The following is a 17,708-nucleotide window of genomic DNA, read 5'->3' on the forward strand; positions in this document are numbered from 1 at the left end:
AGCGTATCATATACTGTAAACTCAATAAAAAATATATGCACATACCCCAAAGAAAACTCTCAGGAGAAGAACTGAAAGAATTTTTAACCGATGCGTCAGATTATTCAATGAATGCCATTAAGGATTATTTCAGCAGATATGAACCTGAATCGCTTTATTATCACTGGAGACTTTTAATCCGTTCTATGGATGAGTTTATAAATCTTGTCTGGGAGATAGAAGACCAACAGACAGTGCAGGATTTTTTGAGTCTTTCATTTAACTTTTTAGATCAAGATGAAACGGATAGATTTATTAAAGTATACTCAGAAGTTCTCAAACAGTTTGGATTGGAAACTGCTGAGCGATTTTTAAATTTTGCCCGAATGAATTTTACTATAACGGTTAAATATGAGCAAAAAGGAATTAATGATCAAATGGATTATAATGTAGCTGGCGTAAGTTCCGCTCTAATGTATTACCAGTCCAGAAGAAAATTTTATGTCACTCTTTTGGACCTTATCCCTTTGTGGGCGAAAGGCACCGTCAAAATTGAGTATAAAGCTGTCTTCAGCCATTTCCATTACTGGATCGAAAATTGTCTTCAGACTTGGACAACCCTTTATTACGATACTGTTTTAAGTGCTATTTACAATAACTTTTCAATTGATTTCAGTGTCCAGCCCCCATTAAAAAGCCATAATTATAAAAATCTGGAAGGATTTTTCCTTGAACCTCAGATAATGAACATGGTCGATGTTCTCACATACAGACCCCACCAGGTGCACAGCGTAGCACCGCCACAGATGAGCGGATCTAAAGTTTTTTCATTTTCAGAGGTCGAAAGCTATATACAGTCAATTCCAGTAACGTATCAGAGGTATGCGGCAAGCGATATGACGGAGTATATTGAACTGAAATTCCTTGTCCGAGAATTAAGAGAATTCTGTGCCGATGACTTTAATATCTGTGTTCCTAAAGACCGTTTTGACCATGAAATAGAAATTTATATAAAAAAAATCAAAATGTCTGCTGAGTCAGATGATTACATCTTTGTATCAAATTTTGCACCGCTTTTCCAATTGGTTGGGAATGTATATTATACAACTGTCGTCCTGCTGAACAGGTTTATCACCGACCGCATCCAGCAGGCGCTGAATAGGAACAAGTCTTTCCAGATTCATTCGGGGTTTGTTTTCGAAGCTAAGATCAGGGAGATTTTAAATAAAAAAGGGTTTAAAGTCACGGACATCACCAGAATTAAGCGCAAGGAATTTGACGTTATAACCGTTAAATGCGGTAAAATTTACAACTTTCAGTGCAAAAACAACCTGATAGACATCAGCAGGGTGCAACACGATGCAAAGATGACGGTACGGTGGAATAATAAACTTATAAATTATTACAAGAAAGCATACAAAAAAGAACTTGGCAGGGAAGATCTGATTACCGAAAAATTAGAACTGGATCAGATTCAGCATTTTGTTGTTTCAAGATATCCCGTTATTACGGATATTGATTACATCATAAATTTTAATGAGCTAGCAGAAGTAATTGACAGCTGGGATTTAGCAGAATAGTTTTTCCTTTTAAATACATTGGGATGCATATGCTCAAAAATAAAAAGACCTGTGTGCTGGCACAGGTCTTTTCTATAACATCTCTCGATCAAAAAACCAATAAAATATTTCCCTCTCGAACTTACTTCTGTAAATTTATAAAATCAGAAATACTCTTTTAAGAATCTGAAATCTACCCCTTAAAATTGCACTGACGCCATTTACTATGTTGTTTACTTTCGGAGGCAGGAGCAAGTGCATATGAATTTCCTTGGAGTTCGAGAACATTACTACATCAAAAAGCTATAAATATCATTAATCTGAGATTTGTGGCAGAATCGTGGCATTTGAAATTTTATGAAATAAGAAATGTAACAAAATCACGTGCTGACAAGTTTAGGTTCGAAACTGTATACGAATAAAAAAAACTAACATCTATCTAAATTACGAGGTACACTATTTTTCTATGACAGGTCTTAAATAATATATAAAACCTAGTACTTACTGGGGTCAAAGCGGAACCTCTTCCTCCACAACGGATAAAATCTAAATTCATCTTAACGTTACTTAAAAATTGTTGTGTAGAGTTTCGTGCGACATTCGTGGCACAATACTTTTTATCAAAGTAAAAGTCAGCAAAGTTGGGGTCTGACGATTTTGGGTTCGAATGGTTATGTGAAAATTTCACAATTCTGACCCCCAGGTTGGTTTATTCCTATTTTATTTTGAAACATTTTAAAGAGAAGAAGAAAAGAAGGCTTTATAAAGGGATTTTTAAATTATTAAGGGTGTAAAATTACACCCTTAATTTGGCCAATAATTTTCATTAGCATCAATATATTTCCTGTTTTATTATTTTGTTTCCGCTTAAATATTGATACCTTTAATTAAGACTTAATGAACTGTTATCTTTGCAGTAACAAACCAAATCATTTTAATGAGGAAAATTATTCTTTTAGTTGTATTATCGTCTTTGACATGTTCTGTTTTTGGGCAAAATGCTGTGCCAAAGGATTCTATAATAAATGATACCGTAAAAAATATTTGTTTCAATTACAAACAGCTTATCATTCCCGGAATTTTAATTGGATATGGTTTTTGGGGAAATGAAAGCGGACAGATAAAAAGTTTCAACAATCAGATACGTGATGAATTTACAGAGGATATTGATCGTAAGGTTTCAATAGATGATTTTTCGAGATATGTTCCTGCAGTTTCAGTTTATGCGCTCAATGCGTTTGGAGTTGAAGGAAAAAATAATATGCGCGATCGTTCTGTAATTTTAATCACTTCAACCATTATAAATGTAGGAACTGTTTTTGCTTTAAAATCACTTAGTAATGTGGAGCGTCCAGATGGAACTTCAAACAATTCATTTCCTTCAGGTCATACCGCCATTGCTTTTGCAGGAGCAGAATTTTTATATCAGGAATATAAAGACAAATCAATATGGTATGGCGTTGCGGGTTATGCTATTGCCACAGGAACCGGAATATTTCGTATGTACAATAACAGACACTGGCTTACAGATGTTGCCGCTGGTGCCGGAATTGGGATTTTGAGTACCAAAATTGCGTATTGGATTAATCCATATATTACAAGAAAATTATGGCATGGTGAACAAAAAAAATCGATGTCTTTCATAACTCCATCTTATGATGGCAGAAATTTGACAATCTGCTATTTCAAAACATTTTAAGCTTACAGGAAACTAATATTCAGATTTTCTTCAAAATTCATTTGTAAATTGCGGCATGAAAATTCTTATTATTGAAGATGAGCAAGAAATTGCACAAAGTATCAAAGAGTACTTTAAAACGAATGGCGTTCAATGCGAAACAGCCGAAAATTACGATTTGGCACTCAGCAAAATCGACAGCTATGATTACGATTGTATTCTGCTGGATTTAATGCTGCCTGATGGTGACGGATTTGATATATTAAAAGAACTAAAAGCGAAGAATAAAACAGAAGGTGTTATTATCATTTCGGCAAAAGAAAATCTGGAAACACGTTTAGAAGGATTTAATCTTGGTGCAGATGATTATCTTACCAAACCTTTTCATCTTGCTGAACTTTTGGTGAGAATGCAGGCACTTATTCGCCGCAAGAATTTTAAGGGAAGTAACAGTATCACATTCAATGAAATTGTCATCGAAATTTTCTCAAAGACAGTTTTTGTAAATGATATAAAACTGGATATTACCAAAAAAGAACTGGATTTACTGCTCTTTTTAATTGGTAACGAAAATAAGGTATTATCTAAATCGTCAATTGCAGAACATCTTTCTGGCGATATGGCAGACATGCTTGACAATCATGATTTTATATATGCTCATATTAAAAATCTAAAAAAGAAACTCACACAGGCCGGAAGTGGCGATTATATCAAAACAGTGTACGGTTTAGGTTATAAATGGGAAAATGAATAACAAAAAACTACTTCGTAAAACAACAAACAGCTTTCTTTTATATGCCGTTATCATATTATTGATAGCTGCTCCTGTATTTTATTATATCTGTCAATGGCTGTATGTTTATGAAACCGATGAAGTACTGCTTTTTCATAAAGGCGCTTTTGTAAACGAAAGCCACAACAATTACACTGCTAATGATATCGCCGCCTGGAACAAATACAATCCTAATATATCTATTGTTAAAGATATGGGTGTAACAAAAGATTCTATTGTGGGTAAAATGATATTTGAAGCTTTAGCCAATGAAAAAGAACCGTTTAGAATATTGTATGCTCCGGTTGATATCAACGGAAAAAGATACACCTATATAGAAAAGCGAAATCTGGTTGAAATGGAAGGAATGGTTTTTAGTGTGGCCGTTATGTTTCTGTTTATCATCATCATTTTACTTACCGGAATAATCTGGATTTCAAAAAGATCAGCAAAAATAATCTGGAAACCTTTTTATAATACATTAAGTCAGATAGAAGATTTTGAAATTGATAAAAATAATCCGCCTCATTTTATTCCAACAGATATTGACGAATTTGCGCGATTAAATAAAAGTCTCGAAAGTTTAATCGAAAAAAATACGGCCATTTATAAAAGCCAGCGCGAATTTGTAGAAAATGCAGCGCATGAACTTCAAACGCCTTTAGCATTATTTCAAACTAAAATAGATATTCTCCAGCAATTAGAATTAAACGAAGAACAATCCACTTTAGTTGGTTCTTTAAATAAAGATGTATCCAGACTTAACAGACTGAATAAAAACCTTTTATTACTTTCTAAAATTGATAATGAAAGTTATCTAGAAAAAAATACCATTGTTTTAAATGAGTATTTTGAGAAACATCTTGACTTTTTTACAGAACAGGCCAAAGCTAAAAACCTGACCATTCAAACTGAATTTAAAGATACTTTAAGCGTTCAGGGAAATGCAGCATTAGCAGAAGTTTTATTAAATAATTTATTTCTAAACGCTATTCGTCATAATAAAAAGGATGGCAGAATAGAAATTCAAATAGAAAACAATACACTTCGATTCACCAACACAGGTCAGGAAACAGCCTTAGCAGCAGAAAATATTTTCAATCGTTTTTCTAAAGTAAATCCTTCTTCGCAGGGAAACGGACTCGGATTGGCGATCATTAAAAAGATATGCGAAATCAATCACTGGGAAATTCATTATTATTTTAATGATAATCTGCATATTTTCGAAGTGAAATTTTAAAAATTCAAACTTCCTACAGAATCGGTTATGAGCTTTGTACTATTCTTTTTTTAAATAGTACAAATGAAATCAAAAACAATACTACTATTATCTTTTCTATTGATAATAGTACTGCAGTTATCCGCCCAAAAAAAATCGGTAACCATATCCGGAATTGTAAAAGACAGTAATTCTAAAACGGCAATACCTTATGCTAATGTGGTTTTAAAATCTTCTAAAGATTCTAAAATTTTCTTTGGCACTGTAAGCGATGAAGACGGACGTTTTACCATTGCAGCTGTAAATTCAGGAAACTACATTTTAGAAGTCAGCGTTGTTGGTTTTAAAACCAAATCACAAACTTTATTTGTGGGCAGTCTTTCTGATTATTTAGATCTTGGCAACATTGAAATTCAGGAAGATATCAATACGTTATCAGAAGTTGTTGTCAGTTCAAAAACACAGCAAAATCCAGTAACATTAGATAAAAAAGTTTTTGCTGTTGCTGATAATATTACGCAAAGCGGAGGCTCTGTTTTGCAATCCATGCAAAATTTACCCGGAGTTACCGTTCAAAACGGGAAAGTACAATTAAGAGGAAATGATAAAGTCACCATTTTAATTGAGGGCAAACAAACCGCTTTGACAGGATTTGGAAATCAGTCCGGACTCGATAATATTCCGGCTTCTGCCATCGAAAAAATTGAAATTATCAACAATCCATCGTCTAAATATGATGCCAACGGAAATGCCGGAATCATTAATATTATCTACAAGAAAAACAAACAAGACGGATTAAACGGAAAAATAGGAATTAGTTCGGGATACGGAGCATTATGGGAACGTCAGGCGAATTTGCCAACGATAAGACCTCAATATAAAGTAACGCCTAAAATTAATCCGAGCCTTTCACTAAACTACAGAAAAGATAAAATAAATGCTTATTTACAAGCCGATTATCTCTATACAGAAACACTTAACAAAAATGAATTTGTTACGAGAACTTATGATGACGGCAACGTAATTAATCAGCAGACAAAGCGAAATCGGGATACGCATTTTACTACGCTTAAAACCGGAATTGACTGGAATTATAACGACCGAAATACTTTTTCTTTTTCTGGTCTTTATGGCCGTGAAAAAATTATCGATCACGGAGACGAACCCTTTTTTAATCAGGATAATACGGAGCGTTTGCGTTTGTGGCAGTTTTTAGAAGACGAGCTTAAAACAACCGTAATGGTAAGCGGTTCTTATCAGCATAAATTCAAACAGGCTGGACGTAAATTAAATGCCGGAATTAATTATACGTATCATCAGGAAGATGAAAAATATTTCTTTGATAATATTCTGCCAACTTCTACAGGTCGCGATGCTTTTAAACTGCTTTCGGATGAAAAAGTAATCGACCTTAATTTAGATTATGTTCAGCCATTAAAATACGGACGTTTTGAAACAGGAATTAAATTTAGAAACAGAGAAATTCCTACCAATATGCAGTTTTTTCCGGGAGAAAACTCTCCAATTGATGCAAATGCCGGAGGCTGGGCGACTTACAAAGAAATCATTCCGGCTGTTTACGGAAGTTACATTTATGAAAGCGAAAGAATTGAAGCTGAACTTGGACTTCGTTATGAATATGTTGATCTTAAGTACGATGTCAATCCAAATCATCCTACTTATAAAAGCAACGGATACAATTATACAGAACCTTTTCCGAGTGTTAAACTGGCTTATAAAATCGATGATAAAAACAAATTCACCGCTTTTTATAACCGTCGTGTCGACAGACCAAATGAAGTCGATATTCGTATTTTTCCAAAATACGATGATGCCGAAATTATTAAAGTAGGAAACCCAGCCCTGCGCCCTCAATATACAAGCGCGTTTGAAGCAGGTTATAAAACCGATTTCAATAAAGGTTATTTTTTAACCTCTTTGTATTACCGCGTTATAAACGGAACTATTACCCGAATCGCGACTACAGTTCCCGGCAGTTCTTTGATTTATAACGTATTTCAAAATGCATTAGAAAGTTCCTCTTTTGGTGCCGAGATTGTTTATGCAAAAGAAATCAATTCGTGGTATTCTTTTAATATCAATGGAAATCTATATAAAAATACAATCGATGCCTTTACGGTCACCAATTTATATCCAGTTCCGTCAACTTATACGGGTAGTCTTCAGGAAATAACTTCGGGAAATGTAAAATGGAACAATACTTTTTTATTCAATAAAACACTTTCCGGTCAGGTTTCTATGGTATATCTCGCACCAGACATAATTCCGCAGGGAAAAATGGATTCCCGCTTTTCTACAGATTTGGGTGTAAAAAAGATTGTTCAAAAAGGAAAAGGCGAAATATTTTTAAATGCCACAGATATTTTCAATACGCTGGTAATCAAAAAAGAAATTCAAGGCGAAGGATTCCGCTATACGAGCAAGGATTATTATGAAACACAAGTCGTTCGTTTTGGATACAGTTACAAGTTTTAACGGTATCCAAAATGAAATTCAAAATTAATTCAGAATTGCAATATAAAATTTGCACACGAATGTTAAACAATAATTATGAATAAATTATCTTCAAAGTACGGCAGATATTCACTGTTGATGCATTTTATTATTTGGTTTTTAATACTATCTCAAATTTTAAGAATTTCCTTTTTTATATGGCAGTATAATGAAGTTTCGTGGAATATTATCGATCTTTTAAGAACCCTGATAACAGGTCTTTTCTTTGATTTTGGTACTGTTGCTTTCATCTCCATTTGCAGTGTATCATATTATACTGTAATGCCTAATAAGTGGATTGGTTCTTTTGTAGATAAAATCTTAATTTACTTTTTTACATCCTTAACCGTATTTATTCTTGTTTTTACCTTTTTTGCCGAATTGACATTTTGGGATGAATTTAAAACAAGATTTAATTTCATAGCCGTTGATTATCTTATTTATACGCATGAAGTTGTAGCTAACATTCAACAGTCGTATCCCCTGCCCGTTTTAATTGGCGGTGTATTACTGCTTACTTTTGTATTTCTGTTTATTTTTTATAAAAGAGGTGCTTTTACTGCTGCTTTTACATCTAAAGCGAGTTTAAAAACGAGACTCTCGGTTCTATTATCTACTAGTGGGATTGCTTTAATTTTTGGTTTCTTTATTACCAATAATCAGGCAGAATGGTCTTCTAATCGATACAATTCAGAAATATCAAAATCAGGTATTTATTCTTTTTTTGCTGCTTTTAGAAACAACCAAATGAAATATGTTGATTTCTATACTTCCATTCCTAATGATAAAGCTTTTGGCATTATTAAAAAGAAATTAGCTGATCCTTATTCTAGTGATTTCAGAAACGATTATTCTATTCATAGAAAAGTTACAGACCGTATTCCATCTCTTGAAAACAAAAATGTTGTCTTTATTTTGGTTGAAAGTCTGAGCGGAAGCTTTTTGAAGGAATTTGGAAATAAAGAAAACATCACGCCTTTTTTAGACAGTCTTGCTCAAAAGAGCATCTTTTTTGAAAATTTATATGCTACAGGAACCAGAACCGTGAGAGGAATGGAAGCTGTTACTTTGTGCATTCCTCCTACTCCGGGTCAAAGTATTGTAAAAAGACCTGATAATCAAAACTTGTATACCGTTTGCAGCATTTTCAAATCCAGAAAATACGATTGTAATTTTTTCTACGGCGGCTACGGTTACTTTGATAATATGAATGCTTATTTTGGAGGAAACGGATTTAATATTTACGATCGCGGACGCGGCAGTGTATTGAGCGATGAGATCAAAACGGTTCGCAATAATATAAACGATAATGAAGTAACTTTTGAAAATGCGTGGGGAATTTGCGATGAAGACATTTTTAATAAAATGCTAAAAGTGGCTGATTCACAATATAAAACCGGAAAGTCGTTTTTCAATTTTGTAATGACAACATCTAATCACAGGCCCTTTACTTATCCTTCGGGAAAAATTGATATTCCTTCTGGAACAAGTCGTGAAGGTGCTGTAAAATATACTGATTTTGCCCTAAAAGAATTATTCAGAAAAGCCCAGACAAAACCTTGGTTTAAAAATACCGTTTTTGTAATAATTGCAGATCATTGTGCGAGCAGTGCCGGAAAAGATGAAATTGATGTGGCAAACTATCATATTCCTGCTTTCATTGTTAATTTACACGAAAATCAAAATCAGAAAATAGCGCAGCAATGCTCTCAAATTGATTTATGGCCTACGCTTTTTTCATTGTTTCATTGGGATTACGAATCTGATTTTTTTGGAAAAAATGTTTTGGATTCTCAATTTGAACAGCGCGCTTTAATGGGAACTTATCGAAAATTAGTTCTGATGAAAAAAGATAAAGTAATGATCTTATCGGATCAGAAAAAGCAGGCGTTTTATTCCTGGAATAAAGAAGATAATAGTCTGAAATCACTTCCAATAGATCACTCTTTTTTAGAAGAAACCATTTCGTGGTACCAAACCGCTGATTTCCTTTTTACAAATAAACTTTTACAATAATGATTTACATTCATTTTATAATCAACCCCATTTCCGGAAGCGGTAAACACAATTTGTCCGCGTCTTATATCTTAAGCCAGTTTCCTAAAGATAAATATAAAATTGAGGTTGATTATACAAACCAAAAAAAGCATGCAATAGAACTCACAAAAGCGGCTATTGCACAAAATCCAGATTACATAATTGCATGCGGAGGTGACGGAACGATAAATGAAGTAGCCTCCTCACTTATAGGGACTTCAATAAAATTAGGAATTGTTCCTGTAGGTTCAGGAAACGGACTGGCCTCTAATTTGAATATTCCAAGAGATATTGACAAAGCGATTGCTATCATTAAAAAAGGGCATGCGACAGCAATGGATGCTGGCCAATTAAATGATAAATACTTTTTTAGCAACATGGGTATTGGCATCGATGCGCTTATTATTAAAAAATACGAACGAGCTGGAAAAAGAACACTTCCGGCTTATATTAAAGCAGCAATGTCTTCGAGTTTAGAATTTAAACCTCAAAAAACAATTGTGCAATTTGACAATCAAATTCTTGAAATAAATCCGCTGATGTTGTTTATATCCAATTCTAATGAAATGGGTTACAATATGAGCCTTACTCCAAAAGCAAGTCTTCAGGACGGATTATTGGATCTGATTATAATTCCGAAATTGTCTTTTTTTGAAAAAATAATGCTGGGGTTTAATGTCCTTCAAAATTCAATCGAAAAATTCAAAAAAGCACAGCACTTTTTAGTAAAAGAAATTCAAATTGAAATGCCGTCAAAGATTTTTATCGATTCTCAAATTGACGGAGAACAGCATAATTTGAAAACAAATAAATTAAACATAAAAATAATGCCCGGAGCACTAACCGTTTTAGTAGATTTATAAAATAGCAATTCCATAGAAAGAACTTTTTTTTATTCTCTCTATGGAATATTTTTTTGTTTTTAATCTGATTTAAAATTGTCTCACAAAGCTGCAGCCTAATTCTTTCCCGTTATAAAAAGGCATAATCATCGATGTGGTTTTGTTTTCTTTTGAAGATTTAAAAACTTTATTTTGCAAATACGGATATATCCAGTATGCCGCTTTTGTACTTAAAATTCCAATTCCTGCGCCTGCAACAACATCTGTAAGCCAATGTCTGTCATTATACATTCTAAAAAGTCCCGTTCCTGTCGCTACAGCATATCCTGCAATTCCATACCAAATCGATTGGTCTTTGTATTCCTGATACATAAATTCTGCTCCTGCAAAAGCAGTGGCAGTATGTCCAGATGGAAAAGAATTATTAGAAGATCCGTCCGGTCTTTCTACTTTAGTAATATTTTTTAAAGCAAATACCGAAGCGCTCATCATTAAATAAGAACTCGCTAAAATAATAGAACGGTCTTTCATATTATTTTTTCCTTTTATACCCAAAGCATTTAATCCGTATACAGAAACCGCAGGAGCCCATTGCGAGAAATCATCAATCGAGATTTTATGATCGATATCTTCATTTACTTCTTCCTTAATTTCTGTATTATAACTTTTGAGCTGATCACTTTCTAAACCAATAAAACCATAACCAATAAGGATGCTGGGAATAATCAATTGTTTGTAGTTAAACTTTAAATTGTGTACAGTATCTTGTACTTCAATTGTATCACTTACTGTGTTTTGGGCACAAATAGAAGTCATACCAAAAATAAATAAGAGGAACGATTTTCGCATTTTAAATGAAAATTAGAAATTAATAATTACGCTTGGTAAATAATATTAAACGTAGTTTTTCCTTATATAAAACTTATTAGATTAAGACCATACGTTTTTTATCTTTGAGATAAATTATAAGGCAAAGTTGAAGATGAAATCTGAAGAAATTCTGCATTAATTATACTAGACTTTTTTTAACAAAGATTTAATAAGGTAATATTCAGGCTTGGGATACCGCTCGAAGACCAAAAGTCAACCAACATTTCCATTTCCCGCAAAAAAGCCACTCAATTGGTGGATTTTTAATTATAATTCACAATCAGGCGTTTTGTGGCAGAAACATGGCGCACTGTCTTTTTGAAAACTATAAACTCAGCAAAATCAACATCTAGCAAGTTTAGGTTCGGAACTATTAAACATCAAAAACTGTGATAACATTTAGCAATCAAAAATATGGGGCAAAATCAAGGTCTGGCGACTTTAGGTTCGAAACTTTTTAGAGTGCGTGTTAGGAATCTTTATTCAAAAATAGCGAACAATAAAAAAGAGCCAATGACTAATAAAAGTACAGTTAGCTCTTTCATGAAACAGATTTATAAATATTAATAAAATAGAAAATTGGGCAATTTAAAATCCATTATTCCAAATTTTCCCTTAAACTCCGAAGCTGGTATTGGAAGATTCTGTGAGAGTCCAGAAACTCATGCTAACATTATTATTATCAAATTTAATGTATTTATTAAATAATCAACTTTAAGAATCATTTTCGAGAATCTGATGAAAGCAAGAATTTTATTTCTTCTTCTTATCCGTGTTTCCTTTCGATGCTGACACAGCTTTATTTTCTTCCAAGTTTATCACCACTTTTTCTATTTTTCCTGTAAAGGCATAAGGAACATCATAATTTAAATTTACAGGCGTTCCTGTATCTTCGCCTATATCAAAAGTTTCATCAAGTGTAAAACGGTTAAAAATGGTTTTTTCGATTCGTTTTTCTGCAGCTTTTTTACCATCGACAGTTAGAGTTCCGAGTCCGCCTTTTCCGAGTCCGCCTCCATCATATTTAAAATCAAAAGTGATGGTGTGTGCTCCGCTTTTTAATACTTCTGTTGAAGCTATGTTGGTATGAATAACGTTTCCGTAGTTATAATGAAAAACAGGTTTTCCTTTTTCCAGATACAATGCCCAGCCGTCAAACAAACCGCCCATTGTTGCCAGGATGCCTTCTGTTTCATTTTTAGAAATATTGATTTTTGCCGTTATCGTCCATGATTTATTTTTTATATCGGGAGCAACACCTTCCGGAAGTCTTTTCATTCCCTGATAATACGTAAAAGAAGTACGGCCTAAAGTTAAACTTGGTCTAATCGCTGGGTTTAAACGTGATGTACGGCTGTCATCAAGAGGTAAAACATTGTATTTTGCCGCTTCACTATAGAATAACAATTGAAGCTCCTTAAGTTTATCGGGGTTTTTATCGGCTAAGTTATTTGCTTGCGTAAAGTCTTCGTCTACATGATATAATTCCCATTTGTAACCGTTAATTACATCTACTGTTGGCGCTTCAGAAACCCACGGAAGTCCAACTGGCGTAGTACTGGCGATCCATCCATCATCATAAATAGCACGATTTCCAAACAATTCAAAATATTGAGTTCGATGTCTGGACGGTTCTTTCGGTTTATCAAAAGTATATTCCATACTTACGCCTTCCATAGGTTTTTGTGTAGTTCCGTTTACGGATGAAGGTGCTTGTATTTGTGTGGCTTCTAAAATAGTTGGAAACACATCTATTACATGATGCCATTGACTGCGGATGCCTCCAGCATCTTTTATACCTTTTGGCCACGAAATAACCAGACCGTTTCTGGTGCCACCATAATGAGAAGCAATTTGTTTACACCACTGCATTGGTGTGTTCATGGCGTGAGCCCAGCCAACGGGATAATGATTGTAACTTTTCCACGTTCCAATATCCTCTTTTTGTTTGAGCATTTCTTTATAATCGGTGTAAATTCCGTTCATTTCGGCTTCCAAATTGGTTGCTCCTTCAGGACTTCCCTCACCGCTCGCTCCGTTATCTCCAACTATATAAATAATTAACGTATTGTCGAGCTGTCCTAAATCTTCAATCGATTTTATAACACGTCCCACATTATAATCTGCCTGTTCCAGATATCCCGCATAAATTTCCATCATGTATGCATACAATTCTTTTTGTTCTCCGTTTAAAGAATCCCAAGCCTGAATTTCTTTAGGTCTTTCCGTCAGTTTTGCATCGGCAGGAATAATTCCTAGTTTTTTCTGACGGTAAAAGGTTTCTTCTCGTATTTTATCCCAACCCTGATCAAATTTTCCTTTATATTTTGCAATCCATTCTTTGCGCGGATGATGTGGCGCGTGCGTTGCGCCCGGAACATAATACATAAAGAAAGGTTTGTCTGGTGCGATTGTTTTCTGAGTCTGAATATAGTTGATGGCTTTATCTGCCAGATCATAATCAAAATTATAATCGGGGTTACCGACATAAGGTTCAACAGGTGTTGTTCCTTCAAAAACTGCTGGTCTCCATTGATTCATATCGCCGCCAATAAATCCGTAAAAATATTCAAAGCCAAGACCTGTTGGCCATCGGTCAAAGGGTCCAACCGGACTTCCTTCAAAATCCGGAACATTATGATCTTTGCCCAGCCATGCGGTGTTGTATCCGTTTCCTTTCAGGACTGCGCCAATAGTTGCTGTTTCTGCTCCAATCATCGAATTATAACCTGGATATCCAGTTGCCAATTCCATAATTTGTCCTGTATGTGCGCTGTGGTGATTTCGTCCTGTAAGCAATGCGGCACGTGTTGGAGAACACATTGCCGTGGTATTGAATTGATTGTATCGAAGTCCGTTTTTTGCTAATCTTTCTAATGTAGGCGTATTTGCAGGACCTCCAAAAGTACTTGAAGCTCCAAAACCAACATCATCAAGCATCACTAATAAAACATTTGGCGCTCCCTTTGGCGCAGTAACTGCTTTTGGAAAATCCATTTCAGATTTTTTTGCATCTAAACTGATATGTCCGTTAAATGGCGCTTGCGGTTTTGGCAGAACTTCCTGTCCAAACGAACAGATCGAAATAAATAAAGCGGCTGATAAAATGGCTGTTTTTTTTCTCATTTCAGTATATTTAAATTTTATATCTCAGTATTTTAACACTGCTGCTTTCTCTTTTAAATAAAGTTAAAAGCAAAACATAAAATTACAAATACACTGTAGGGCAATCAATTAAAAATGGTTGCAAATTATAATATGAAACAAGAAAAAAGTAAGTTTAATAAAAATCACGACAGCTGCTTTTATGCAGAATGAATGGAAGTTAATTTTTTATTGAAATTTACTTATTAAGTTCTCTGTGGACTTTATCAAAAATCTAATGAAGGTAGCCTGTTTAAGTCATGCTAACTCCTCCTTATTAAAATTTCTTCTTCCAGTTCCTTCGATAAATCACTGTAAGCAAGTTTATCTGCCATGTTTTTTCGGAGTTTTTGTACTGCTATTTCGGCCTTATTTTTATTGTGGCAGTATTGATCACAAATCGTTTTAAAATGTTCATCATGGGGATATAAAACCCTTAAATCATCTATATATTCAGCAAATTTAAGATTAAATAAATCGTAAGGAAGAGCCATTTTTTTCATGGATTGTTTGAATAACAAATTTACTAATTAATTACGCTTTAGATTTTCTCAATACGTTTCATGTTATAATTTGCAACATACTTTATGTTGTGCCTGCATTACCAACAGAATAGGAAAATCAAATTGATTTTTATAATTGATTCCTTACATTATTTAATTTATAACGTAAAGTTATTTAATCGAGCCAATAAGGTAATTTGAACTTTTTATATAATTTGCAGCAAAAAAAAGAAACATCAGACTAACCGCGGTTTTGCAACGAAATCTAAGGCTATTTAAGCTTCTTTAAGCGCTCTAAGTTTTGTGGCAAAATCATGGCACTAGGTATTCTGAACAATTAATAACTTAGCAAAATCAAAGTCTAAGCAGTTTAGGTTCGAAACTTTTAGAAACTTAGTAAAAACATTTTTATGAATAAAATATTGAAATAGACATAATTGAATTTAGGTGCAGAATCGGTGCACCTAGTTTTAAGACAAAATTTAAAACACTATAAAACAGTTATTTAAAATCTTAAGTTCGAAACATTACTAAACATCAACTCTGTAAAATTTTGAAGTTCAACTCTATCTAGAAGACAGATTTCCATACAAATCTAAAGATCCTGCTTTGATTACTATTTAGTATTGTTATAACAAAGCACATTCCCTGCTGTTCAACAGAAGCTATAAATTGATTTATTTCTCTCCATAGGAATCAAGATAAATTTCCTTTAGTAAAACAAAGAATATATCACGTAATCATTAAAGTTTTTAATTAAAAGATAGCTTAGTGCTATCTTTTTTTGTTACGTTCAAAAGGGTATCTGCATTTTTAAATCGCTGTAAATAATCATTTCTCACCAACTTACTCGACTAATGAAACTAGATTTAAAATGATCCTTAACTTTTGGAACATTACAATTAATTCAATCCTACTTTTTTTTGGGACAAAATTGAACTAAAATATTCGTTTTTAAATGAGTGTCAAATTATAAATATCAAACTATGCCCAAAGCAATAGAGTCGTTTATAGCTTTCTTTAAATAATAATTAAAGGGTGAGTATTGTAAAGGAAACTGAGCTCCCTTCTATCACCTTCAAACCATTTACCAGCTATAACTACCTATGAAAGATTAATTTTATACTTTTCTTCAACGTCTGAAGAAGTGATTTTAGAAGCCAGTGGTCCAATTTGAAATACTTTTTCAATAAATTCAATACTTTCATCCAGGCTAGTGCTTTCATTTTTTAAGTGACTCGCAAAATGATTTGTGATTTTTTGAATAATTCTGGCACTAATCAAATCAACCTGAGTTTCATTAAAATTATTTATCTTCTTTTTCTGAAAAGCTAATTCACCAGACACAATATCATTTAATTTAGCCTTTAATGCATGGATAGTTGGTGCATATTTTCGACTATTTATCCAAGTATTAAATTCTAATTTAATATCCTCAATAATAGCTTCCGCAGCCGGAATATGTTGTTTTCTTCTTTCCAGGGTGTCATCTGTAATTTGAGATAAATAATCCAAATGTATTAAAGTTACGCCCGGTATTTTTTCTACATCGGGATTTACATTCCTTGGAATAGATAAATCCAAAATTAGCAAAGGTTTCGCTAAATCCCGCAATATTTCTTTGTCGATAGTTGGACTTTGGGCACCTGTGGCCACAACCAGTACATCTGCCACTTGTACTTCTTTTTTTAATTCCAGGAAATCCTTAACAATAACATTTAGTTTTCCAGCCAACATTTCAGCCTTACTTTTTGTTCTGTTTATAAGTGTAACATGGCTATTTTTAGTATGTTTAACCAAATTCTCACAGGTGTTCCTGCCTATTTTTCCTGTTCCGAATAATAAAATATTTTTGTTTGAAATATCTTCTACATTTCGGATAATATATTGAACCGATGCAAAGGAAACGGATGTTGCACCAGATGAAATTTTAGTATCTGTTTTGATTTTTTTGCTTGTCTGAATAACTGAGCTTACTAAACGATCCAGGAATGTATTGACTAAACCCTCTAGTTTACTATGATTAAAAGCGATTTTAATTTGGCTGATAATTTCAAAATCACCCAGAATCTGACTGTCTAAAGCTGTACCTACGCGAAACATGTGGTTAACAGCTTCCTGATTCTTGTATATATATGCAACCTCTCTAAATTCTTCTAAGGAACCATTACTGTTTTCGCAAAGCAATTTGATGAGCTCATAAGGATGATTGGCAAAACCATATATCTCAGTTCTATTACAAGTAGAAATTACAATTAAGGATTCTATACCTTCAGCCTTGGCTTGTGCCAACAGATCAGATTGGGCTTTAGCCGTTAAACTAAATTTTCCTCTAATTGTAGCATCTGCCTTTTTATAACTTAAGCCTAAAGCGTAAAAAGTGGTGGTTTTGGACATGTTATATTTTTCCATACTAAGCTTTCCTTAAAAGTTTAAAAAAATTATTATTAACTAATTTACAAGAAACAAGACTAGGGGCACTTTTATCCCATCCATAAATCGATTTAAATCAATGGTTATAAATAACATTTATGGCCATTTGCAATGTATCAGGTAAATAAAAAACGCTACCTTTTTTCAGGTAGCGTTTG

Annotated in this window: 11 protein-coding genes; 7 read left to right on the forward strand and 4 right to left on the reverse strand. The window is 33.6% G+C overall.

The genetic code is table 11. The features are described from left to right. Nucleotides 1-35 precede the first annotated feature (35 nt). From ASE40_RS20925 to ASE40_RS20955, 7 genes are all read left to right on the forward strand, one after another. A complete protein-coding gene (locus ASE40_RS20925) occupies nucleotides 36-1,559 on the forward strand; it encodes a hypothetical protein (RefSeq protein WP_057119484.1) in 1,524 nt (507 codons plus the stop codon). Between the two features lie 916 nt (nucleotides 1,560-2,475). Further along, nucleotides 2,476-3,237 carry a phosphatase PAP2 family protein gene (locus tag ASE40_RS20930; protein ID WP_057119487.1) on the forward strand — a complete coding sequence of 254 codons (762 nt, stop codon included), beginning with the start codon at nucleotides 2,476-2,478 and terminating at the stop codon, nucleotides 3,235-3,237. Between the two features lie 55 nt (nucleotides 3,238-3,292). Further along, complete coding sequence (locus ASE40_RS20935; RefSeq protein WP_057119489.1) at nucleotides 3,293-3,970, forward strand: response regulator transcription factor; 678 nt, start codon at nucleotides 3,293-3,295, stop codon at nucleotides 3,968-3,970. Next, nucleotides 3,963-5,228: a sensor histidine kinase gene (locus tag ASE40_RS20940; RefSeq protein ID WP_057119491.1), complete on the forward strand. Its 1,266-nt coding sequence runs from the start codon at nucleotides 3,963-3,965 to the stop codon at nucleotides 5,226-5,228. Before ASE40_RS20935 ends, ASE40_RS20940 begins: the two co-directional genes overlap by 8 nt. Nucleotides 5,229-5,291: 63 nt before the next feature. Beyond that, nucleotides 5,292-7,703, forward strand: coding sequence for a TonB-dependent receptor domain-containing protein (locus ASE40_RS20945; protein ID WP_057119493.1), 2,412 nt, complete (start codon nucleotides 5,292-5,294; stop codon nucleotides 7,701-7,703). A 75-nt stretch (nucleotides 7,704-7,778) separates the two neighbouring features. Then, a complete protein-coding gene (locus ASE40_RS20950) occupies nucleotides 7,779-9,737 on the forward strand; it encodes an LTA synthase family protein (protein ID WP_057119495.1) in 1,959 nt (652 codons plus the stop codon). Beyond that, nucleotides 9,737-10,621 carry a diacylglycerol/lipid kinase family protein gene (locus ASE40_RS20955; RefSeq protein ID WP_057119497.1) on the forward strand — a complete coding sequence of 295 codons (885 nt, stop codon included), beginning with the start codon at nucleotides 9,737-9,739 and terminating at the stop codon, nucleotides 10,619-10,621. Before ASE40_RS20950 ends, ASE40_RS20955 begins: the two co-directional genes overlap by 1 nt. Nucleotides 10,622-10,690: 69 nt before the next feature. Here the strand turns inward: ASE40_RS20955 and ASE40_RS20960 are convergent, their stop codons facing one another. The 4 genes from ASE40_RS20960 to hemA form a co-directional block, all read right to left on the reverse strand. Beyond that, on the reverse strand, nucleotides 10,691-11,416 hold the full coding sequence (locus tag ASE40_RS20960; protein ID WP_241774398.1) for a phosphatase PAP2 family protein: 726 nt from the start codon (nucleotides 11,414-11,416) through the stop codon (nucleotides 10,691-10,693). 807 nt (nucleotides 11,417-12,223) lie between these two features. Continuing rightward, complete coding sequence (locus ASE40_RS20965; RefSeq protein ID WP_057119502.1) at nucleotides 12,224-14,596, reverse strand: arylsulfatase; 2,373 nt, start codon at nucleotides 14,594-14,596, stop codon at nucleotides 12,224-12,226. Nucleotides 14,597-14,877: 281 nt separating this feature from the next. Continuing rightward, complete coding sequence (locus tag ASE40_RS20970; protein ID WP_057119504.1) at nucleotides 14,878-15,117, reverse strand: hypothetical protein; 240 nt, start codon at nucleotides 15,115-15,117, stop codon at nucleotides 14,878-14,880. Between the two features lie 1,104 nt (nucleotides 15,118-16,221). After that, nucleotides 16,222-17,529, reverse strand: a complete 1,308-nt coding sequence (hemA, locus tag ASE40_RS20975; RefSeq protein WP_057119506.1) for a glutamyl-tRNA reductase — start codon at nucleotides 17,527-17,529, stop codon at nucleotides 16,222-16,224. Between the last annotated feature and the right edge of the window lie 179 nt (nucleotides 17,530-17,708).

The organism is Flavobacterium sp. Root935 (assembly GCF_001429295.1).
GTDB lineage: Bacteria > Bacteroidota > Bacteroidia > Flavobacteriales > Flavobacteriaceae > Flavobacterium.

Bases quoted from the DNA above. Each gene is read 5' to 3' on its own strand.
- ASE40_RS20925 (WP_057119484.1), top strand. From the start codon at position 36: ATGCACATACCCCAAAGAAAACTCTCAGGAGAAGAACTGAAAGAATTT.
- ASE40_RS20930 (WP_057119487.1), top strand. From the start codon at position 2,476: ATGAGGAAAATTATTCTTTTAGTTGTATTATCGTCTTTGACATGTTCT.
- ASE40_RS20935 (WP_057119489.1), top strand. From the start codon at position 3,293: ATGAAAATTCTTATTATTGAAGATGAGCAAGAAATTGCACAAAGTATC.
- ASE40_RS20940 (WP_057119491.1), top strand. From the start codon at position 3,963: ATGAATAACAAAAAACTACTTCGTAAAACAACAAACAGCTTTCTTTTA.
- ASE40_RS20945 (WP_057119493.1), top strand. From the start codon at position 5,292: ATGAAATCAAAAACAATACTACTATTATCTTTTCTATTGATAATAGTA.
- ASE40_RS20950 (WP_057119495.1), top strand. From the start codon at position 7,779: ATGAATAAATTATCTTCAAAGTACGGCAGATATTCACTGTTGATGCAT.
- ASE40_RS20955 (WP_057119497.1), top strand. From the start codon at position 9,737: ATGATTTACATTCATTTTATAATCAACCCCATTTCCGGAAGCGGTAAA.
- ASE40_RS20960 (WP_241774398.1), bottom strand. From the start codon at position 11,416: ATGACTTCTATTTGTGCCCAAAACACAGTAAGTGATACAATTGAAGTA.
- ASE40_RS20965 (WP_057119502.1), bottom strand. From the start codon at position 14,596: ATGAGAAAAAAAACAGCCATTTTATCAGCCGCTTTATTTATTTCGATC.
- ASE40_RS20970 (WP_057119504.1), bottom strand. From the start codon at position 15,117: ATGAAAAAAATGGCTCTTCCTTACGATTTATTTAATCTTAAATTTGCT.
- hemA (WP_057119506.1), bottom strand. From the start codon at position 17,529: ATGGAAAAATATAACATGTCCAAAACCACCACTTTTTACGCTTTAGGC.